Genomic DNA, 19,448 nt, shown 5'->3' with positions numbered 1-19,448 from the left:
AAAGGCTAATATCTAGGTCTATATTATTGTCGAAAGCAAAGTACAGTAGTCTGGGTATTGCCGACACATGTTTTAGCCATATAAGTGTTTGGGAAACCGAAAAAGCTTACCTTCCTGAATTTCCTGCACTTATGAATTCTGAGTATCAGATGTTCCCTCGTGGACGAGTTCTCTTTGAGAAGAGATGTGCTACGTTTAAAATTTTTGCTGATAGCACTATTATTAAAAATAAGTGCAGTAGAAAACTCATTATCGACACTTTTTCATTACAGGACGAAAAATGTAAATGGAAAAGAGATACTCACTATGCGGTCTTTTGAATCGCTTACTAATGACTTTTATCTAACCTTTCAGATGCATAATCAATTTACTGTATACATTAACTACTATCGTTAGGTTGCAATAAGTATTCGCGAGCGAGGTGAAAGCACTTATGAAAATGGTGTTTTCTGTGAGTTACTTGATAACTAAATAAATAAAACCGATCAATGTGGAAGAGACCTGAGCATGGAAGACAACCTACTCGTAAACTTAAGAAAGTATCGACCTAGAGATAAATCAGATCCATTAGAGAACTTTTTAACAGAGGCATTTGCGCACTTATTGAAAAATAGCAGCGAGGTTATGGTAGCTCTCTTAGAAGAGATTAATTCAAAATCAGCGCTCCCAAAAGCTTTCAATGCCAGTAGTTATGAGGTCTCAACCCAAGCAAACTTCGATGGGAAATTTCCTGACATGCTGGTCAAGTGGGACGATGTGGTAATAGTTTTCGAGCATAAAGTCTATTCTGAATTGAGTTATTCTCAGCTCGATAATTACAGAGCCTATGCTGAAGAAAATTTCAATTATCATTACGTTGTTCTTATAACTGCACGAGAGTATCAGCATAAACAAAACCCCGACTGCGCTATTTGTTGGCATGATATTCACGAACTTTTGGGTAAAATTAAGCCTTTAAAAAATGAAATAGCCAAATGGTACTTGGAGTCCTTCAAAGGGCTTCTTCAAGCAGAGGGATTGGGTAAGATATCTCCTATCAATCAATTGGCTATTACGCATTACCTTGAAGCTAAACAGCTTGAAGAACAAATGCGTTTGCTTATTAAGCAAGCCTCTCTTGAACATATCACTTGGCCTTTAGCCCAATTATTGGCGCCTACTGTAAAAGATCGACTTTCCGCTGTTGAGCGTCGAATTGGAATAGAGTTTTGTAGTTTTGGAAATGAGCAGAAGTTTGATTGGAAGCCAAGTATTTTCTGCGGCTTTTTGGCTGATGGTGCTGACCATAAATTTGAACACATAACGGGCAAACACATGCACGTCGGATTAATCTTCGACTTTCAAAAATCGTTACATAACTCGCTCCAATCAAGCACTACTTTTAAAGGGCTTAGAAGCGAGATCGCAGAAAGAGTTAACGAGTTAAATGCATCGAACGTTAGTTATTCGCCCCATGATAATAAGTGGAAAGTGATTGATAATTTAAGCGCTGATACAAATGCCGAAGTTAACCTTTATCATCCTTTCGCTGTGTTGATGCGCATGGATGCATTTTTCTCTGAATTACATGATTCCCCAGAGCAGCTTAATGAATTTATTTGTTCAATTAGTTTATTACAGGAGTTGCTTTTGTCTTGCTCGAATTTTCAACCGTTCCTTATTGAATTAAATACAAAATAATTTGAGAGCACTACAGGAGTTAAAATGGCCCTGACACAAATGCAAATCATTCAGTCACTAGGCGAAGCAATGTCGTGGTTTGAAAGGGAAATCACATGGGGCGTTCCGCCTACAGAGTTGCGTCATCTTATAGGAAGGATTGGTGAATTATACGCGGCTTTAATCACCAATGGACAAATGGCGAGTGAAGTAAATCAACAAGGTTATGATGTTGTTAGCGCAGATGGTGAGCGGGTATCAGTAAAAACCACTGCTATGATGGGCGCCAGCGGTCACATCGCGTTTAACCCTAACACATTACAATTCGTAGACCGTGTAATTGTGTTAAAAGTTAATACCGAAGAAATGCAAATAGAAACATTGCTAAACGAAGAAACAGATAAAGCAAAAACGTTTATGCGTGAATCTAGCGGAAATAGTGGAAAGTTAATCATTTCGCTCTCTAGACTTCTTAATACCAATAAACTAAAGAAAGATGTATCTACTGTTAATACTGTACACAAAGCACCTTACACAATTAAGGAACTTGAAAACGGTACTATCGAAGTCTACAAAGGAGCTAACCACATAACGCCCGCAAAGCCTATCCTTCGAGAAGTGGCAGAGCAGCTCAATCTGAGTATTTTAAATAGTAACGGTAACCCCTTTAATACGAGGCAACTCGGCAGTTTGATTATTAGAACGTTAAAAGCAAAATAGCTGTCAAAAGTAGTGGTTTTCAATGAAACTACACTTTCCTTCCTTAATTTATTGGAAAAGTGCAGCGTCGCCTTTTTCGCAACACACTAACAATTGAAGTAGCCCAACAAACCAATTAAAGTCGCTCAACACAAGTTCTTCTCACTTCCTAAAAGGCTTTAATTAATGAACATTGAACGAATGGAAACCAAGCAGCGCATGAGCCGCATTGTGAAGCACAATGGCGTCATCTACTTATGCGGGCAAGTATGCGCAGATGCCACGCAAGATATTACTCATCAAACTCAAACCATGCTTGATAAAGTAGATAGCTTACTTGTTCAAGCGGGAAGCGATAGAAAGCATATGCTTTCAGCGACCATTTATCTTAAAACCATGGATGATTTTGCGAAGATGAATGAGGTATGGGATAACTGGGTTCCAGAAGGTTACGCACCCGCGCGAGCTTGCGTTACTGCCGATATGGCACGCGACGCTCTGCTTGTAGAAATCTCTGTTGTTGCTGCTGAGATTGCAGAATAAGTATAGAAAGCAAGAACTGATTTTAGGCTCTATGGTTATTGGTATGCCGTCATTCATAGAGCCAACTATGATAAATTTATCCGAATTTTCCTCGCCGTCATATCTCTGAAATAAATATCCTATAGCGTATAAGGTTCTCTGAAAGTGCCGTCAAAAGCACTATTTCAAAATGCACATTGCTCCGATATGAGTTTTCATGAAGAAATTGAAACGCTATCAATACGAACGATATGCCATCCTCTGTCAACTCGCCTACCCCGATGCCGACGCGCAATACAAAAAAATATTAGACCCATTTCATGAACGCCAACTGGTCGACAAATACGGCAGAATGAGCGTAAGAATATTGTGGGTAGAAAACAAAAAAGAAGTCATTATTGTTTTTCGCGGTTCGTTGGGTTTTAAAGACTGGTTCGCTAATTTGTTTTTCATACCCTATAGATTGCGTCAATTGAACAGAAGCTTTTTTGTTCACTGGGGTTTTGCGAGACTACTTGCTCAGCCGATGTATTCAAGTACAAAAACCTCAGAGGACGCCTTACCGCTTAGAGAGTTACTCGTTAAAGTACTAGAGCCTCTTCGCGCCCAAGGTAAACGCTTTTCGTTTATCGGCCATTCATCAGGCGGAGCGGTTGCTGTGCTCATGGCCGATTATTTCCAAAGGCGATTCCCGAAGTCAGTAAAAAGAGTGGTGACTTTTGGCCAACCTGCGGTAGGCACGCGCTCGTGGTACAAACATTACACGCTACACCATAGGACCTACCGTATTTGTTGCGATCTTGACGTAATCACCTTTATGCCGCCCTTTCCTTTTTACTTTTGGCACGTAGGTAAAATGCTTTGGCTGCACGACGACAAAATATATGAAAACACACCTACACATAAGCGCTTTTTTATGTCGCTTCAAAGTTGGTTGTTGCGCCCTATTACCTACCACTACATGCGAAAATATATCCGCAACAAGTCACTGTTTGACGAGCATTAAAACGATCATTTTTGGCCATTTACGCGTAATTTAAATGAGGTAATACACGCATTCCCATCCAAATAAATTAGTTGGCAGGCGAGAGGAAAGATGGCTTCATTAATCGTAGAACGCGCAAGAGCAGCACTTAAAAACGCATTTGTCGGCGACGCACTCGCTATGCCGGTGCACTGGTTTTACAACCCTGCTGATATCTACAAGGCGTTTCCGTTAGGAATAGAGCAGTTTGAGGATGCGCCATCCTTTCATCCCTCTTCAATAATGTCGCTGCATTCCACACAACAAGGTGGCCGCGCAAACAAAGCATCAGCTAGCCAAAAAGAAATAGTGGGCGAGGTCATTCTTAAAGGGAAAAGGCAGTATTGGGGCAAAGACAATGTGCATTACCATCAGGGAATGAAAGCTGGTGAAAATACGCTTAATGCCCATTGCGCCCGCATTGTTCTGACCTGCGCACTTAAAGGTTATGAAAAAAATGAGTTTTTAAACCAGTACATTAGCTTTATGCGCGCCGATGTGCCAAAACACCCTGACACGTATGCCGAGTCTTATCACAGAGGTTTTTTCGCGAACCTTGAGCAAGGCCGTCCTGCGGATAAATGTGGAGCGGTTACCCACGATACAGCTTCGATAGGGGCTTTTGTATCAGTAACACCATTAGCGGTAGTAGAAGCAGCTAAGAACACTGCGCTTGAAGATATAAAATGTGTGTGTCGTGAGCACCTTTATTTAACTCATCCCGATGAGTCGTTAGCTTCAGTATGCGATTACTATGTAGAGTTGATTTACAAATTGGTTCACCGCGAAGATGAACTATCCAGGGATATTTTAGAAGAGGTGGCGGGTAAGTCAGCAGGGCTGAACTTGGCTAAGCTTACGGCAAAGAACAAAAGCGATATTGAAGTTGTTGGACGTATGTATTCGCCAGCCTGTTATATCTCAGACGCCTGGCCCGCCGTATTATACTTCGCTTATCGCTATGCTGATAACCCGAGAAAAGCACTGATGGCAAACGCCAACGTGGGTGGTGACAACGTGCATCGCGGTTTTGTTTTAGGGGCCATATTAGGTTTAATGCACGGGGCAGAGATAACCCCATGGTTTAGCGAGTTAACCGACTCGAAAAAGCTAAACTCGCTAATCGATTCTCTAGGCGTTGAATGACTTAAGGGAAAAGCTTCGTAATGTGAAGCTTCGTATAATCAAAACGAAGCGAACGCCAAACGTAGCATTACATGAACAACTAATTGTTGATGCTTCGCTTTTGCCCCTGTTGAGCTTGGTGGTAAAACCTTACAGCCTAACCGTTTGACCAGTTTTCGCTGCTTCAAATATCGCGTTCACGATTTTGATATCAGCAAGTCCTTCACTACCGGGTACCATTGGCTGTCGCCCGGCTATTATGGCTAAAGCGTCGTTATCCATTTGAAGTGTTTGCTGCATACCGTTAATAGGTGGCAGTGTTTTCCCATCAGAGGTTGTACCCGTTACTCCGTTGTAGCTCTGCATTGGTTTTAGCTGATACCAACCGTCTTCACAGTCAGCTTTGAAATGATTAAACCCTTTTACTACGCTTGTGCCGCAATCTGCCACCAGCCCGTCACCAAAGTCCATGGTGAATAAGGTCGTTTCATCGACTTCAGTAAACTTGTTTGGGAAGCGCTGTGGAGGATGGCTGCCGGTAACAGACAAAGGCTCTCGCCCCGTTAGAAAGCGCGCACTGTTTATTGCATAAACGCCCATGTCATAAAGAGCTCCGCCTCCCATATGTTTCTGCATACGCCAGTTGTCTGCCGCCCTTCCTTGCCCGGCATAACCCGCAAAGCTCGATACCGCGGTTATATCTCCATAGGGTTTAGTTTCAAGGTACTGATGAAAAGTGCGTGTGTTGGGTTCGTGCTGCATGCGATAACCAATGGATAGAGTGACGTTATTTCGATGGCAAGCATCAATGATTGCCTGGCACTCCTCACTATCCATGGCCATTGGTTTTTCACACCACACGTGCTTTCCTGTATTTGCAGCCTGAACTGCAAAGTCCTTGTGCGTACCTGTGGGGGTTACCACATAGATAACGTCAATATCGTCGTTATTGGCTATTTCAGCCATAGAGCCGTATGTATATACGTTGGCGTCTTTAATGCCGTACTTTCTTTGCCACTTAGGAATTTTTTCCTCGCTACCTGTGATGATACCTCGCAGCTCGCAATGTTCGGTGTGCTGTAGCGCAGGCGCTAATAAATTGGTGCTGTAGTTGCCCAAACCAAGCAAAGCTATACCTAGTTTCTTTTTAGCAGGCTGAGCGAGTAAAAAAGGGCTGTGAGCAACGAGTAAACCCGAACCCGCTATTTGAAGAAAATGACGACGAGTAATACGAGGCATTAGCCCTCTCCATAAGACAATAATCCATGTATGCTTTTAATAGTGCTTTACTTGTCTATACAGATCACACAAAGATTACCGAGAAGGATAAGAAAGCTCAGGATTTCGACTAAGAATATTTAAAAGGTAATTAGTTCTTCGCTATTGCCTTAAAACATTATCTGTTGAAGTTTGTTCTTTCGTTTCATAATACTAAGTACTGAACTTTAAATATGAAATTTTCGTAATATTTGTATTCATAATTCATCACGTTTACGAATAATCGCGTATATTTCGCTTCTCACCCAAGGCTAAGACATGGATAACGCTGGCTCTACTACTGAAAAACAAAAAAAGAATTTAACTGGCGCATACCCTAAAATAGCCAAGCAGACTAAGTTGCTGAACACCCTAGTAATCTTTGCTTTTATTTACACCATGTATTTGGCGAAATCTTTACTTATCCCATTGTTCTTTTCCGCTTTTATTGCCTTACTGCTAAGCCCACTCGTCGCCATTGCTAGGAAAGTATTTGTACCGCGGACTATTTCGGCAGGCGCATTAATTGTTTTATTGATAGCCCCTTTCACATTGCTCACTGTAGAACTTGCTGAACCCGCAGAGCGTTGGATGCATTCTCTGCCAAAAATAGCCGCCGAAATTAGCGAAGAAATAGAAGAAATTAGCAGTAGTATTGATGCCTATACTACACCTCCTGCAGCTGAACCAGTTGAAGAGGAACCCTCTATTTTCAACTGGTTTGGCGACGACGATTCCCCAAAGCTGCCCGTAGCTCAACCTGATACCTCAAATTCGGTTACCGACAAGATTAAACAAAGCGGTATTGATATGGGAATAACCTTGTTTAGCAACGCGCCATTTTTATTGGCTCAAGTCATGGCATGTGTTGTGTTGATTTTTTTCTTATTGGTTTTTGGCCCTAATCTGTTTCACGTTTTCATCAGAGATTTTCCGGTGGTTACCGACAAAAGACGAGCACTGGTATTAGTCGATCAAATTCAGCGAGAACTTTCAGCATATATAGTCACAATCAGTATCATAAACACCTGTTTAGGGCTGGCTACAGCTGGTGCATTTTACTATTTGAATATTGAAGACGCGCTTTTGTGGGGCGCCCTTGTTGCTTTGATGAATTTTGTTCCCTACCTGGGCGGTATCGCAAGTAGCATGGTGTTGCTAGTAGTAGGGGTTGTTCAGTTTGGACTTACCAGCAGCGCATTTCTGCCAGCCGGTGTCTTTTTGTTTTTAAATATTATTGAGTCTCAGTTGATTACCCCAGCCGTATTGGGGCGCAGTATGCAGCTCAACCCGCTGATAATCATAATTTGGATAGCTATCACAGGCTGGCTATGGGGCGTGGTGGGCGTCTTACTCGCAGTGCCAATATTGATGTGCGTTAAAATCATTTTGGAAAATCTAGGCGTTTTTGACCACTGGATAAGGCTTCTTGAGTCGAAATAATTTTCCTGTCGTTCGTAGAATAGAGAAACCTTAGACCACTAGCTGTTATTTACGCTCCTTATCAACAATAAAAGCCTAATGGACATTTTATGCTCCGTTAGGCCTTTTTATATTGCCATCAAGTGCTAACTAAAACGTTATCACTCTGCGAATGAAACTACTTTCCTGTTTTAAGAATTAGTCTAGGTTACCCCGCTCGGTCAAAATAAAAATACCGAATGATGGAAGCCTTACTTTCCCGTTATTTATATGAACAGACTGCGTACACAACCCGTCTGACCATGCAAATAAACAATGAGGGTCGGCCGGCAACCCTGATAACTGATAATCATCTATGTCTTCGCCCCCCAAATGCAGATACACCCACACCGACTCATTGGCGATGTCATTGAAACGGCGATAACCCAAGACTTTGTTTTTACTGTCTCGATGAACAACCTCTGTATTTGCGCCAGTTAGCCCGGTGGTAGCTTTATCTTCACCTTTACGTAAGTTAACCAGTTCCGTGATTGCCCCTAAGTATTCATCAAAACTATTGCGCCGTGACCAATCTAGGTCTTTTGTATCGTTAAACCACCCCGTCTCTTTAAATTCTTGCCCTTGAAACAACATGGGAATACCGGCGCTTGTAAGCACCAAGGTGGCTGCTAACATGCCTTTTTGACGCGCAAAATAATCGTCATCTACATTTCCAGGCGCAACTTCTTCGACAAGACGAGCTTTACCGTTAGCCACTTCATCATGAGATTCGGTATAGACAACTCTAGCAAAGGGGCTAGCGCTGTATTGTTTGCATAACGCATCGACGAGTACATCAAGATTGACGTTTTCATCATCAGATTGAGTGAGCACTTCACGTACTGGGTGTACAAATGCAGCGTCCCATTGCGCAGTGTAACCACAGCCTCCACCTTCTAAGGGATCTGTAATGTAATCGTGCTGGTGGAGGTCTTCAGCAATTGTCATTTTTTCAGCGCATGCTTGTTGAATGAACCCATTTATTCCCTTAATTAGCTCATAAGCTTCTGGAATATCATCTTCCCCTGAGTCTGCACCAGAGACGGTACGCATGAAAGGTACCATATCCATACGCAGCCCATCTGCTTTAAACTCTTTAAGCCACATCAAGGCATTGTCGGTAATATAATCTCGTACTTCTTGACGGCCATAGTCAGGTCGCGTGTCTCCCCATGGGGTAGCGGAGCGTTCGTCGTTGTAGAAATAAATTCCCCCCTTGTCGTTCTCGCTCCAGCCGTCAAATTGCCAAATGTCCAAGTCGCTAGGACCGAAATGGTTATATACAACGTCCATTATTACGCCTATGCCGTGTTTATGCGCGGCGTCGATAAAGCGTTTTAGGCCATCAGGCCCACCATAAGCTTCTTCAACGGCAAATGGGCATGCAGGGTTGTACCCCCAACTGATATCGCCAGCAAATTCATTTACTGGCATAAGCTCTATCATATTTACGCCTAGCGAAGCTAAGTAATCAAGTTTCTCTATGGCCGAGTCAAATGTACCTTGCTCGCCATTTTTGCGGTGAAATGTGCCAATATGAAGCTCATAGATTATTCGTTGATGAATTGGAGCAGGTTTAAAGTCTTCTACCTCCCATCTAAAGGCATCGTCATAAATAACGCTATTGCCTACACTATTGGTCATCAACCGTGCCCTAGGGTCGTTTTTTAGAACGCTATCACCTTTAGCATTAGTCACGTCATACTTGTATTCATGGCCACATTTAGCATCATCAGTTTCACACCACCACACACCGTTATCTTGCCTCTGCATACTGATACCAGGGCGATTCCAGTCATTAAAATCTCCGGTTAGTGAGACGCTTTGTGCATTAGGCGCCCATACGGAAAAACGATACCCAGTTTGTGTTTTTACTACACCTGGGCCTATTGAATTCTCACACATTTTATTAGCGCTCCAACGCGAAGGAATGAATAAAAAAGAGGATTGCATCGCGTTATTAGCGACGACTCTAATAGAGTCCATTAGTTGTGCAACTGAAGTGCCAATAATGAAAACCGCCAAGTCCATGTAAAGTGAGGGCTATTTTTATTGAGCTTTACATAGTCATCATTTTTTACCGTAGTTTTTACACATTGCTTGGTAAATTCGGTGGCTAGTGAGGTAGGTAGAGAGTAAATACCAAGCTTAGTAAGGTCGTATACGCTGAAGATCGTTGAGGTTAGGTGTTACCTCAGTTGCTTAACGATACACGCAAAGCCAGTATTGCATAGCGATTTAAATCAATAACCGCTACGCAATGCTCCATCCAGTAAGGTGCAAGAATAAAAGGTGAAAGAATAAGTGGAAACTAAGGCGTTTCTACATAGGGAATGAAGCGCCCCAATACGATAACGCTCAACCATAGCACGATAGATAACCAGGCAACTATCGCTGCCTCAGCGCCCGCTGTCTGCACTTTGTGAGCATTGTCTAATTGCGGTTTTACCCTTTTTACAAAATAAAGTGTGTTGACGCCTGCTAACCCAATAACTAGCATCTTAAGGCCAAAAGCGATGTTAACTAAGTACCGTCCGGGGTCGCCAATTACAAATAAAACGCCAGTTATCGCATTAATAGCAAACCCAATAAGGGCAAAGCGAAGAAATGATTCAACATGGTTTATTGGAATTTTTTTAGCAACACCTATAAGCCGTAAATCAACTACGAGCAAGGCCCCAAACAGCATGCTTAAGCCTAAAAAATGCGCCATTTCTAATACTGGAAATACTACAGCGTTATCCATAACAAAATGGTTTAGCTGGCTTGTTTGAAGTGTGTCGATGACACTAAATAAAAAAGCTTCCATCATTTTAGCCCTCTAACTCATATAGCCAATTAATCGGCCAGCAATAATAGCGGCGACCCAACACAATAGCGTAGCAATAGCCAAGGGCTTATGGCCTTTTCCGCTGTCGTTTCCTGAAATAATTGCCCTTTTCACCATCATTTTAGTCAGAACAAGGCCAAGAACTACTAGGCCAATTTTAATCCGAAAAGCCAGATTAAAATAAAGCTCAGAGGCGTTACCGAAGAATAGCGCGGTTCCAGATAAAAAATTAATTACGAGGCCTATAAGCCCTATCGACCAATAGGGAGCAAAGGACGAAAGAGGTATGGTTGAAGCAAACCCTATAACGCGCGCACACAACATTAGTGAAACGCCCACCATAATCGCCATACCTATGGCGTGTAGCGACAACACAATGGGATAGCCCCATTGTGTGCTAGATATGGTTGTTCCAATTGTTGAATCTTCCAGCGAATACAGAAACCCTTTTGCAACATCATCTGATTCAATGTTATTTTTGGTGGCTCGCGTTACGCCTACCCCACCTAAACTGTCAGACCCTCTTTCAGCAGTAAGATCTTCACATTCATAATCAATGTACTTGTCGTTGGTGAAGGTTACCTCGTCTTGCCCTTCCATTGGTGACGCTAAATACAGTGGGTCTGTTATCGTATATTTTCGGGACAAAACAGTGCCGTCTTCACTTAATGTAAAGCGCTCTACAATCGTCATTTGAGCACTGTTCTTAGCTGGAGAAGGAGGGCCTGGTCTTCCCTCGGGGCCTCTTGTTCCTGCTCTAGGCATACCTTGTTCACCAGACGGACGAGGTGGTCGCTTTGCTCTTTCTTGCCCCGGCGGCGGCCCACCTGGATTACCTCCAAGAGGCGCCATGATCCACCCTTCATCAAACCCTGTGGTTGTCACAACTAATTCATCACCTTCCCATTTTCCTGTCGAAAAACCTGCACGATTGGGCTGGTAATTAGCGGGCATCGTAGTGCCATCTAGATAGATAGTGCGCTTTAAATTCATAAAGCCATAAGTCAACGTAATACGTTTATCTGTTTGCTCAATATGATTGACCATCATATCGAACCACCAATCCATAATGATGTTAGTCGGCTTACATTGGTACCGTGGGTTATCGGCTGATGTCGCGCCTTCCACTGCTTTCTGCCCTGCAGGTGTAAGCATAGCTCTACTGCCTCCTCCACCAGGAGGGCCTTCTCCCGAACGAACCATTACCCAGTTTCCAGCCATATTCAAAGAACCATCTTCGTGAAGACGCTCACGCGAACTCAGGTCTACGGTCTGTTCTAATGACGCGGTGTTAAGATGGTCGTCCTCGTCATGATGCTCGTCGTCATGATGGAAGTCTTCTTCGTGCTCTTCAGCGTGATGTTCTTTTGAGGGCTCGCCATCCAAAGCGCCTTCACTTGTTACAAGAACGTTTCCATTTTCATCAAACTCGCTGTTTCGAAATGCGACAACACCATTTTCAAACGTGATTTCTTTCATGTAACAGGTAGTAGGATCGGTTCTGTCAGGTGAACCTTTGATGGAAATGAAGCTACCCGTTTTAAAGAGCGACTGGGTCCAGCCCCTTCGCTTTAACAAAGAACCAGACTGTAATTCACATCTTTTGTTCGTAACCTTACCTGCTTCATCAATTGAGTCGAAATACACGTAAGCGTGAGGGTTAACAAGACGAACCCTAGTGATATTGCCGCTAAACTCGACCGTTGCATTGGTATCGAACTGTCCGCTACTTCCGTGGTGGGCGAATGCAGGAAATGCAATAAATAAGGCAAAAATTACGCACAGGCACTGAAGATTTAGTATTGCTTTTTCTTTGCTAAAAGACGTCGGTAGTGTCATTTTTAGTTCAACTGATGTTTGAAAAGAAGAGGGTTGAAAACTTGAAGGCTCACATATGAATGATAGTGAAAGATTGCTTCTGGAGCTATAAAGTGAATGTAAAGAACGTTTAAATTTAACGCTGTTTTTTGTAGTAAGAACTCGCCTATTTACCCACTGCTACCTGATAACAGAGTGTTTGAGTAAGGGTTTTCGCTATATCGCTTTTCTTTTGCGAAGTGTTTTTATACCAGTATCTGCTCTAATTAAAGTCAAAGAATATTTAAAAACTCTACTAATGCTGTAACTTCTTCTTCCGTTAAGTTAAGTGGTTCGATAAGTGGTGTTGTTACAGGGAAAAAAGGATCGCTGGCTTTACTTCCTCTAGCCTTCGGTCTAAATCCGCCTGCATTATATTGCTCAATCATAGGGCGAAACTGTGTGAATAACCCGTTGTGCATCCAAGGCCCTGTATTGGAAACACCAAGTAAGGAAGGTGTTCTGAATTTTCCGATATCCTTAACATCTTGGGTAAATTCGCTTCTTCCTAAATCCTCAAAGCGCCTGCCATATAGATGAAACCCTGTAACGTGGAACTCGTTATCACTAAGTAACGCACCTTCATGGCACGTCATGCATTGCGCTTTGGTTCTGAAAAGATGTAACCCTTGAAGTTCGGAGTCAGAGAGCATGCTTTGCGCTTTCTCTGGCGACGTTTCAGCCAAAGTAATGAAGTGCTGGTATTTACTTTTAGGCGGTGGAATGGTTCTTTCAAACGCCACTAACGCCATTGCAAGCATAGGCGATGTTATATCTTCTCTTCCATATGCGTTTTTAAACAAACTTGGGTATATTGGAGATTCATTTAACCGCTTTAATGCGACCGCAATAGGTAAATCCATTTCTATGGGGTTTTCAATAGGCTTTAACGCTTGCTCAGTGGCGCTCTGGGCCCGCCCATCCCAAAAAAAGCTTTCCCAGTGGTCAATACCAAAAATAGGTGGTGTATTCCGTTTACCTACTTGCTTTCTAACTCCAGTGGCACTTCGCCTGCCATCTTGAAAGTGACGCTCGCTAAAATGGCAACTAGCACAACTTACGCTGTTATCACGAGATAACAGCGGGTCGTTGAATAACCTTTCGCCCAATTCAATCTGCTGGGAGGTGGCCAGAGGGGCTTTGGGTTTTAATGGAGCTAGGGCAGCAGCGGGCTGCCCGTCAGCGGTTTCTGCTGTTGGCCAACTTTTTATCGGCTTTCCGTACATGTGCCTTAAGTTGTCATTGGCGAACGCCGAAAACGCCAAAAGAGCACAAATAATTAGTGGGATAACCCTTAATGCCATTGATAACCTACTTCAAACCAAATTGAACGACCAGTTTCAATACCTGATTCACCAGGCGCCACTGAATAGGTTCGCGAATCTAAAAGATTCTGAACATCTACTCTAAATCGAAGCGCATGGTCCCCAATTACCTCAGGCACCCAAGTAGCAGATGCATTAACTAAGAAGCGGCTAGGAACGTTAACCAACTGATACACCGGAACATTGAGCACCTCTTCACCGTCACAAATAGAGCAAACACGCAAAAGCTGTCCGCTAGACTGTACATCGTCAGTAGCCACATAATCATCAAACGCTTGGCGATAGGAACCTGTTAAGCTAGTGGTAAACGTGTCTGTCCACCCTGTGGTCCACCCAACGTTAAATGCCAAAGGCTGTGAAAACTCAGTTTCAGCAAGACTTAAGTTGTTAAGCGTCGTTTCGACATAGGTATAGCCGGTTTCTTCATCTCCGCTACGTAAGAAGATAAGCTCATCGATAGGCGCAACATCTACGTCTTCTTCATCGAAACTAACTTCTTCACTTATTTGGTAGGTGGTATTAAACCAAAAACTACTGGTATTAAATTGCCATGCCCACGAAAGCGAAATACGGTCGTTCTGACCTTTACCATTATTAGTTTGAGTACGATAGTAGTAACCGTCTTCCGGGTTATAAACGGGGTCACCGCTAACGGAAGTCTGATCGCGACGCCAGCGTTTCACATACTCAATGGCATAGTTACCCCAATCGGTAGCCTGTTTCCAACCAAGTACAATCTCATCGTTAAAAGGCGTATCTAAGTTATCAAAACGATAACGATAGTCGCTGCCTCCAGATAAAGGCGACCAACCTTGAAGCTCACCATTTAAGGAAATGCTTCGGCGCTCCAGTTGATAGGGCAACTGTGCTTCTCGTACTGCGTAAGAAAGCAAATTGGTATCGTAGTAGCGGTTTGCACCAAAGGTAATAAGTTTATCCCCATCGCCAAACAATCGGTAACCACCACTAATTCGAGGAGCAATGTTTAAGTTTTGAAGAAAATCATCGTAGTCAGCCCGCAGTGCAGCATTCAATGTGACATCACCCAAATCCATACTGTCGGTAACGTGAAATGAAATATTTTGCACATTCACATCTATGTATTCTTCAGGGTAAACACTTCGCAACGCAAAATACTGAGGTGACGCAGTGACAATATTTGAATACGCCAATACGTGATCGGGGTTTGTAAAATCTAAAGACTCGCCAAGCTGTGCCTCTAAATCCTCTATAGTCATTGATGTGGTTAGCGCTACGCAGTCAAATACCCCGCCGTTACAGTTTAGATTACTCACCCCTGTAATCGGCGAGTTATACACATAGGTGTCGTAATATCGCTGACGCTCAAGCGACTCATTATTATATTGAAATCCAGCTTTTATGCTGTGTTCAATATCCAACCAATTAAACGCATTAAACCTGACTAAATTATCAAAAAAGAAGGTTTGTTGCGTTTTATCTAAATCTCCGTATCCACCTTGGTTAGACACTGCCGCTTCTTGGGTGGGATCACCTATCCCCCACTCTCTTCCGATAGCTTTAGCCCATGGATAGTAATGTGGGTTGGCAGAACGCGTATTGTAACTCTCTGCAAAGCTAAGCTTCGATTCAAGGGCAAATTTATCAAAACCATGCTCTACTTTAATACTACTGCTGAAGCCCCCGCCCTCTATTTCAAAGTCGCTATCTATAGCATTGGCTATAATGTCGTTACTTGTATACGGCGAATAATTAGCCGTTAGCGTAAGCTTGTCCACCCATAGGTTTCGTTGGGTCAGTTTAACGAGAACGTTCGCATTTTCACGTTCAGTGGCAACCGGTTGGTTTAGACTTAGTTTTGATATTTCACTGGTTGTGTAATTTGCCGACACCAGCAAGTGGTAGTATTCGTTAAGCGCTTTGGCAAAATTAACGTTTAATATCTGTTTTTCGAAAGCGGGCTCATCAGGCGCTTCTTCATTACCTTCGATCACATCTTCAGCTAAAAAAGTTTCGTAGTTATTCCAGTCGCTTCGAGACGTCCGGTAGTTAAAACCAAACTCCGTTTCTTTGTAGCTTTCGCGCGTCTCGACATCAACCACACCTCCACTAAAACTGCCGTACTGAGCCGGCACATTGTTCGTGTAGACCGTAATATTATCTATAATTTGCTGATTAATGTTGAAGGTTTGCGTTGTACCTTCAACATCATTTATAAGTGTTGTATTTGAACGGTAAGAGCTTGGATCTTGACGGCTGTTGAAGTTCATACCATCTAGAAAAAAACCGGTTTGCCATGCCTCAGCGCCCATAATAGATACCCGTTGCGCTTTAATTTCACCTTGCTCTGATGCATCGTATTGTTCGCCGCCCAACACTACGCCAGGCAATAAGCCAAGTAACTCGGTAAAATCACCGCCCGTTCGCGGCGTATACTCTATGAAGTTTCTATCGAGCGTAAAACGTCCTTCCACTTCTGGCACTTGCAGGCCGATAAAACGTCCTTCAACTAAAATACGCTCCATTTTTTTAGCGTGTTCTTTTTCTTCCACACACGCCAAACGTTCAGCATCGGTCATCCTGTTCAACGCGTCTTCAGAAATGCAAACATCATTCTTAGGCGCAACTACATCTTGCTGCTGTTGGGCATTAACAAACGGGGCGTTTGCTAATAACGACAACAGCAGCCCGCTAGGGGCTGCATATTTCATAGGAAGTTACCTTATGCTTAATCTTGATCTAAAGGGTTAAGATCGTTGGGATCTTCAATGCTATCGTTATCAGCGTCATTGTCCGTACTAAGTCCAGACTGCGAGATAGCGTCATCACTTGCATTTAATAAGAAGAAGTTAGGAAGACCGTCGTAGTCAGTATCTACATTGGCTATTGTCGATGCCGGGAAGTCATCTTGCGTCGCCATTGTTTCAGCTATAACAGCAAATAAGGCTTCGCTATCTGCGGTGGTGTAAATCTCGTTAAGCGCCAGCGACTGGGCATTTTCGTAATTGCCTAACCATGCAAATTGCTCAATGAATGACTCGTAAAAATCGACGTTTTCACTGTCTGCGAACTCAGATGTTGTTGCCAGCAAACTTTCTAGTAAGGAAGTGCTCGTGGCTTTTATACTACCTATAGCCTGTGCGTATTCTTCATTTGTTCCAGCATGTTTTTTAGTGGCAAGTAGTAGGTGGTCGATGTTTAAAAAGGCGTTGCTGTCATCTGGTTCGAACACCGCTTCAAGTTCACCAAGAATATCGTCTACCGCATCGACTTTGTCTTCAATTGTGGCAGCGCTGGCTACAGCATCTAGCGCTTGGTTTGCGACAGTAGAAAATAGAGAAGCAGCGGTTTCAAGCTCGCCTACCGACGCGAAAGTATTGGCAATATATATTCGGTATTCGAATAAACTATCAATATCTTCGCCACCTTCGGCTAGGGCCGCTACATTCTCTTGTGCGGTATTCATAGCGCTTTGCATACCTTCATCGTCACCCAAGGTACGATAAATTAACGCAGCATTGATATAGGCGTTCATTTTTTGCGATTCAGAGGCTTGACTGTCTTCACCAAAATACGTATCCACAATGTTCAAACACGTGCCGTAAAGGGAGTCTGTTGTCTCACTATCACCACCAAACTCTGTAAAAAGCTCTACGAATCGGCTACAGCCGTAGTTTTCTACTAGCTTGTCTACGTTAAAACCAACATCGTCAAAATAGGCTTGTGTAGATAGCACGTTGATAGCCGCTGTGGTAACTTGTTGAGCTTCGGCATTTAGACCTGCATAGTGTAAAAACCATGCTGCACGCTTATCTAGAAAACCAACATCGTCCTGCTCTACTAACGCTTCAACCACGTATTCGGTATCACTGTAGGTTTCAGTAAAGGTGTAAGTAAGTGCATCAATAAGTGGGGCAATATCTTCGCCGTTAAATGCACTAGTTACAATGCTGTAAGCATAGTGATCGCGATAGGCTCTTTTAGTGTCAGGGTCTGTAGATCCTTCTTCCTCTTCAACTAACATTAACGGTAAATTGCCGATAGTAGTCTCGGTAGAGTTTGCCGCAATATAGTCTGGATACAGTGCTGCAAAAGGACCAGCGAGGAAGCTAAGGCCGGTTGGGTAACGACGCAAGGTTTCTTCTGCATAATCGGCCACGTTAACGCGGTAATCATCGTCGTAATCAGCGGTAACATACATGGATATGGCTTGTGCTAATAAGGTTTTTGCCTTGTCAGTAAGTGCTATTTGCTGATTATCATCACCAATCAAGCTAGCTGCGTAGGCAAAACGCGTTGCCTCGACTAGAAGGTAGGTTCGATTGGTAAAGTAGTTGTTTCCACCTACTTCATTAAAACTTGTGGTCTCTGCAATATGCGTAGCATAATCTATTGCGGTAATAACTGATTCGTAGTTTATGTCAGACTGTTCTTCAGCATAGGCTTCAATGCGACTTGCCAACAAGTCGGTTGCTAGAACTCCAAACCTGCCGTGTGCGGTGGTACGCTCTTGCGTCAAATCTGACAATTCATCGGCGTAGGCCTGGGTTATGTTTAGCACAACCTTTGCAGAGTCAAAATCATTCGCCGCTATATAGTCTTCTACAAGCTCTCTATAAAAGTTAGCGTCGCTTGAGCTTAGATTGTCTAGACCAAGCTCAGCAACATACGCATTTTGCTGAACTACGGCTTCGGTTCTGAAAGTTTTTGCAGTATCGCTTTCACCGATTCTTTCTAATTCGTTTGCACTTAAGCGAAACGCTTCTGCTTTACCTGGGCGGGTGATAATTTTTTCGTTGATGGTTTGCAAACTTAAGTCTGCGAAGCCAGCGAGTGCATAACCAACGGCAATATTGATATAAGAATCTTCTGCTACTTCTGCGTCGGTAATAACAACTTCATCGTCAGCGCTATCGCTTTCAACCAAACTTTCGGCGTTGGCAATGTGTGAGTGAGAGGAAGCGTAATAGTAAGTCAGTTTGTCTTCATTACTCACATAAGAGGCGCCTAAATCGATAGTGCCTAATACTGGCTCACCAATGCCATCAAACACACTCACTATAAAGCTATCGTCAACCGTAGCAAGTTCATTCGCGACGAAAGTAAACGCCCCAGTGTCGCTATCAATTTCCACCAGACCTTGTTCAGGCTGGGTATGAACAGTAAACGTTAATGCATCGCCATCAACGTCTGTGGCATCAATAACGCCCGTTGTTTCACCATTGCTACCAACAACAAGTGATGAGGTTTGAATAACAGGTAAATCGTTTACATTGGAAACGCTAAAAGTAAGTGTTGCAGTTACTGCTTCGATACTGTCAGATACTGTAATACTTGCTGTATCTTCACCAAAGAAGTCGGCACTCGGCGTATAAACAAAGCTTCCATCCTGGTTTACCGTCAAACTTCCATTAGTCGGGCTTGCCCCAACCGAATAGCCTAGTGTGTCACCGTCTGAGTCGGACGCCACCACAGTTCCTGTTACAGCATTATCTTCAAGGGTAGTTATGGATAGACTAGCTTGGCTTAAGCTAGGTGCGCTATTACCGCCACTTCCGCCACCGCATGCAGACAACGCTAAAACGGACGTAGCTAAACACGCCAGTTTTCCACTTATTCTTATTTTATTTTCTTTGTTTTGAACGAACTTAAGTGCCATGTATGCCAACTCCAACAAAAAGGAAGCGCATACTAATAAATAATACGAATG

At 43.2% G+C, this 19,448-nt stretch carries 13 protein-coding genes; 6 read left to right on the top strand and 7 right to left on the bottom strand.

What is annotated here, in order from left to right; translation table 11 throughout:
• Window positions 1–507 precede the first annotated feature (507 nt).
• The 5 genes from IW644_RS05000 to IW644_RS04980 all read left to right on the top strand — a co-directional run bounded on the left by IW644_RS05000 (window position 508) and on the right by IW644_RS04980 (window position 5,050).
• Complete coding sequence (locus IW644_RS05000; RefSeq protein WP_269916675.1) at window positions 508–1,680, top strand: PD-(D/E)XK nuclease family protein; 1,173 nt, start codon at window positions 508–510, stop codon at window positions 1,678–1,680.
• A gap of 24 nt (window positions 1,681–1,704) precedes the next feature.
• Entirely contained in the window at window positions 1,705–2,379 is a 675-nt protein-coding gene (locus IW644_RS04995; protein WP_269916674.1) for a DUF6998 domain-containing protein, read from the top strand.
• A gap of 165 nt (window positions 2,380–2,544) precedes the next feature.
• On the top strand, window positions 2,545–2,901 hold the full coding sequence (locus IW644_RS04990) for a RidA family protein (RefSeq protein WP_269916673.1): 357 nt from the start codon (window positions 2,545–2,547) through the stop codon (window positions 2,899–2,901).
• 196 nt (window positions 2,902–3,097) lie between these two features.
• Complete coding sequence (locus IW644_RS04985) at window positions 3,098–3,886, top strand: lipase family protein (protein WP_269916672.1); 789 nt, start codon at window positions 3,098–3,100, stop codon at window positions 3,884–3,886.
• A 90-nt stretch (window positions 3,887–3,976) separates the two neighbouring features.
• Window positions 3,977–5,050, top strand: coding sequence for an ADP-ribosylglycohydrolase family protein (locus IW644_RS04980; protein ID WP_269916671.1), 1,074 nt, complete (start codon window positions 3,977–3,979; stop codon window positions 5,048–5,050).
• 129 nt (window positions 5,051–5,179) lie between these two features.
• Here the strand turns inward: IW644_RS04980 and IW644_RS04975 are convergent, their stop codons facing one another.
• A complete protein-coding gene (locus IW644_RS04975; RefSeq protein ID WP_269916670.1) occupies window positions 5,180–6,268 on the bottom strand; it encodes a Gfo/Idh/MocA family protein in 1,089 nt (362 codons plus the stop codon).
• 297 nt (window positions 6,269–6,565) lie between these two features.
• Here IW644_RS04975 and IW644_RS04970 point away from each other — a divergent pair, with 297 nt between their 5' ends.
• Complete coding sequence (locus IW644_RS04970) at window positions 6,566–7,729, top strand: AI-2E family transporter (RefSeq protein ID WP_269916669.1); 1,164 nt, start codon at window positions 6,566–6,568, stop codon at window positions 7,727–7,729.
• A gap of 177 nt (window positions 7,730–7,906) precedes the next feature.
• Here the strand turns inward: IW644_RS04970 and IW644_RS04965 are convergent, their stop codons facing one another.
• From IW644_RS04965 to IW644_RS04940, 6 genes are all read right to left on the bottom strand, one after another.
• Window positions 7,907–9,652, bottom strand: a complete 1,746-nt coding sequence (locus IW644_RS04965) for an alpha-amylase family glycosyl hydrolase (protein WP_269916668.1) — start codon at window positions 9,650–9,652, stop codon at window positions 7,907–7,909.
• 406 nt (window positions 9,653–10,058) lie between these two features.
• Window positions 10,059–10,559: a DUF6644 family protein gene (locus IW644_RS04960; RefSeq protein WP_269916667.1), complete on the bottom strand. Its 501-nt coding sequence runs from the start codon at window positions 10,557–10,559 to the stop codon at window positions 10,059–10,061.
• Window positions 10,560–10,568: 9 nt separating this feature from the next.
• Window positions 10,569–12,416: a DUF6152 family protein gene (locus IW644_RS04955; RefSeq protein WP_269916666.1), complete on the bottom strand. Its 1,848-nt coding sequence runs from the start codon at window positions 12,414–12,416 to the stop codon at window positions 10,569–10,571.
• A 251-nt stretch (window positions 12,417–12,667) separates the two neighbouring features.
• The gene (locus IW644_RS04950; protein ID WP_269916665.1) at window positions 12,668–13,738 is read right to left on the bottom strand and encodes a cytochrome-c peroxidase; all 1,071 of its coding nucleotides are present in this window, start codon (window positions 13,736–13,738) and stop codon (window positions 12,668–12,670) included.
• The gene (locus tag IW644_RS04945) at window positions 13,729–16,449 is read right to left on the bottom strand and encodes a TonB-dependent receptor plug domain-containing protein (protein ID WP_269916664.1); all 2,721 of its coding nucleotides are present in this window, start codon (window positions 16,447–16,449) and stop codon (window positions 13,729–13,731) included. Before IW644_RS04945 ends, IW644_RS04950 begins: the two co-directional genes overlap by 10 nt.
• A 17-nt stretch (window positions 16,450–16,466) precedes the next feature.
• On the bottom strand, window positions 16,467–19,397 hold the full coding sequence (locus tag IW644_RS04940) for a cadherin-like domain-containing protein (protein WP_269916663.1): 2,931 nt from the start codon (window positions 19,395–19,397) through the stop codon (window positions 16,467–16,469).
• Between the last annotated feature and the right edge of the window lie 51 nt (window positions 19,398–19,448).

The organism is Alteromonas sp. PRIM-21 (assembly GCF_027563165.1).
GTDB lineage: Bacteria > Pseudomonadota > Gammaproteobacteria > Enterobacterales > Alteromonadaceae > Alteromonas > Alteromonas macleodii_A.
The sequence above is the reverse complement of the archived record's forward strand: the minus strand, read 5'-3'. Positions and strand labels throughout refer to the sequence as shown.

Excerpts from the sequence above, each read along its gene's own strand:
- IW644_RS04975 (WP_269916670.1), bottom strand. The coding sequence starts at position 6,268 with ATGCCTCGTATTACTCGTCGTCATTTTCTTCAAATAGCGGGTTCGGGT.
- IW644_RS05000 (WP_269916675.1), top strand. The coding sequence starts at position 508 with ATGGAAGACAACCTACTCGTAAACTTAAGAAAGTATCGACCTAGAGAT.
- IW644_RS04945 (WP_269916664.1), bottom strand. The coding sequence starts at position 16,449 with ATGAAATATGCAGCCCCTAGCGGGCTGCTGTTGTCGTTATTAGCAAAC.
- IW644_RS04980 (WP_269916671.1), top strand. The coding sequence starts at position 3,977 with ATGGCTTCATTAATCGTAGAACGCGCAAGAGCAGCACTTAAAAACGCA.
- IW644_RS04955 (WP_269916666.1), bottom strand. The coding sequence starts at position 12,416 with ATGACACTACCGACGTCTTTTAGCAAAGAAAAAGCAATACTAAATCTT.
- IW644_RS04965 (WP_269916668.1), bottom strand. The coding sequence starts at position 9,652 with ATGTGTGAGAATTCAATAGGCCCAGGTGTAGTAAAAACACAAACTGGG.
- IW644_RS04960 (WP_269916667.1), bottom strand. The coding sequence starts at position 10,559 with ATGATGGAAGCTTTTTTATTTAGTGTCATCGACACACTTCAAACAAGC.
- IW644_RS04970 (WP_269916669.1), top strand. The coding sequence starts at position 6,566 with ATGGATAACGCTGGCTCTACTACTGAAAAACAAAAAAAGAATTTAACT.
- IW644_RS04990 (WP_269916673.1), top strand. The coding sequence starts at position 2,545 with ATGAACATTGAACGAATGGAAACCAAGCAGCGCATGAGCCGCATTGTG.
- IW644_RS04950 (WP_269916665.1), bottom strand. The coding sequence starts at position 13,738 with ATGGCATTAAGGGTTATCCCACTAATTATTTGTGCTCTTTTGGCGTTT.
- IW644_RS04995 (WP_269916674.1), top strand. The coding sequence starts at position 1,705 with ATGGCCCTGACACAAATGCAAATCATTCAGTCACTAGGCGAAGCAATG.
- IW644_RS04940 (WP_269916663.1), bottom strand. The coding sequence starts at position 19,397 with ATGGCACTTAAGTTCGTTCAAAACAAAGAAAATAAAATAAGAATAAGT.
- IW644_RS04985 (WP_269916672.1), top strand. The coding sequence starts at position 3,098 with ATGAAGAAATTGAAACGCTATCAATACGAACGATATGCCATCCTCTGT.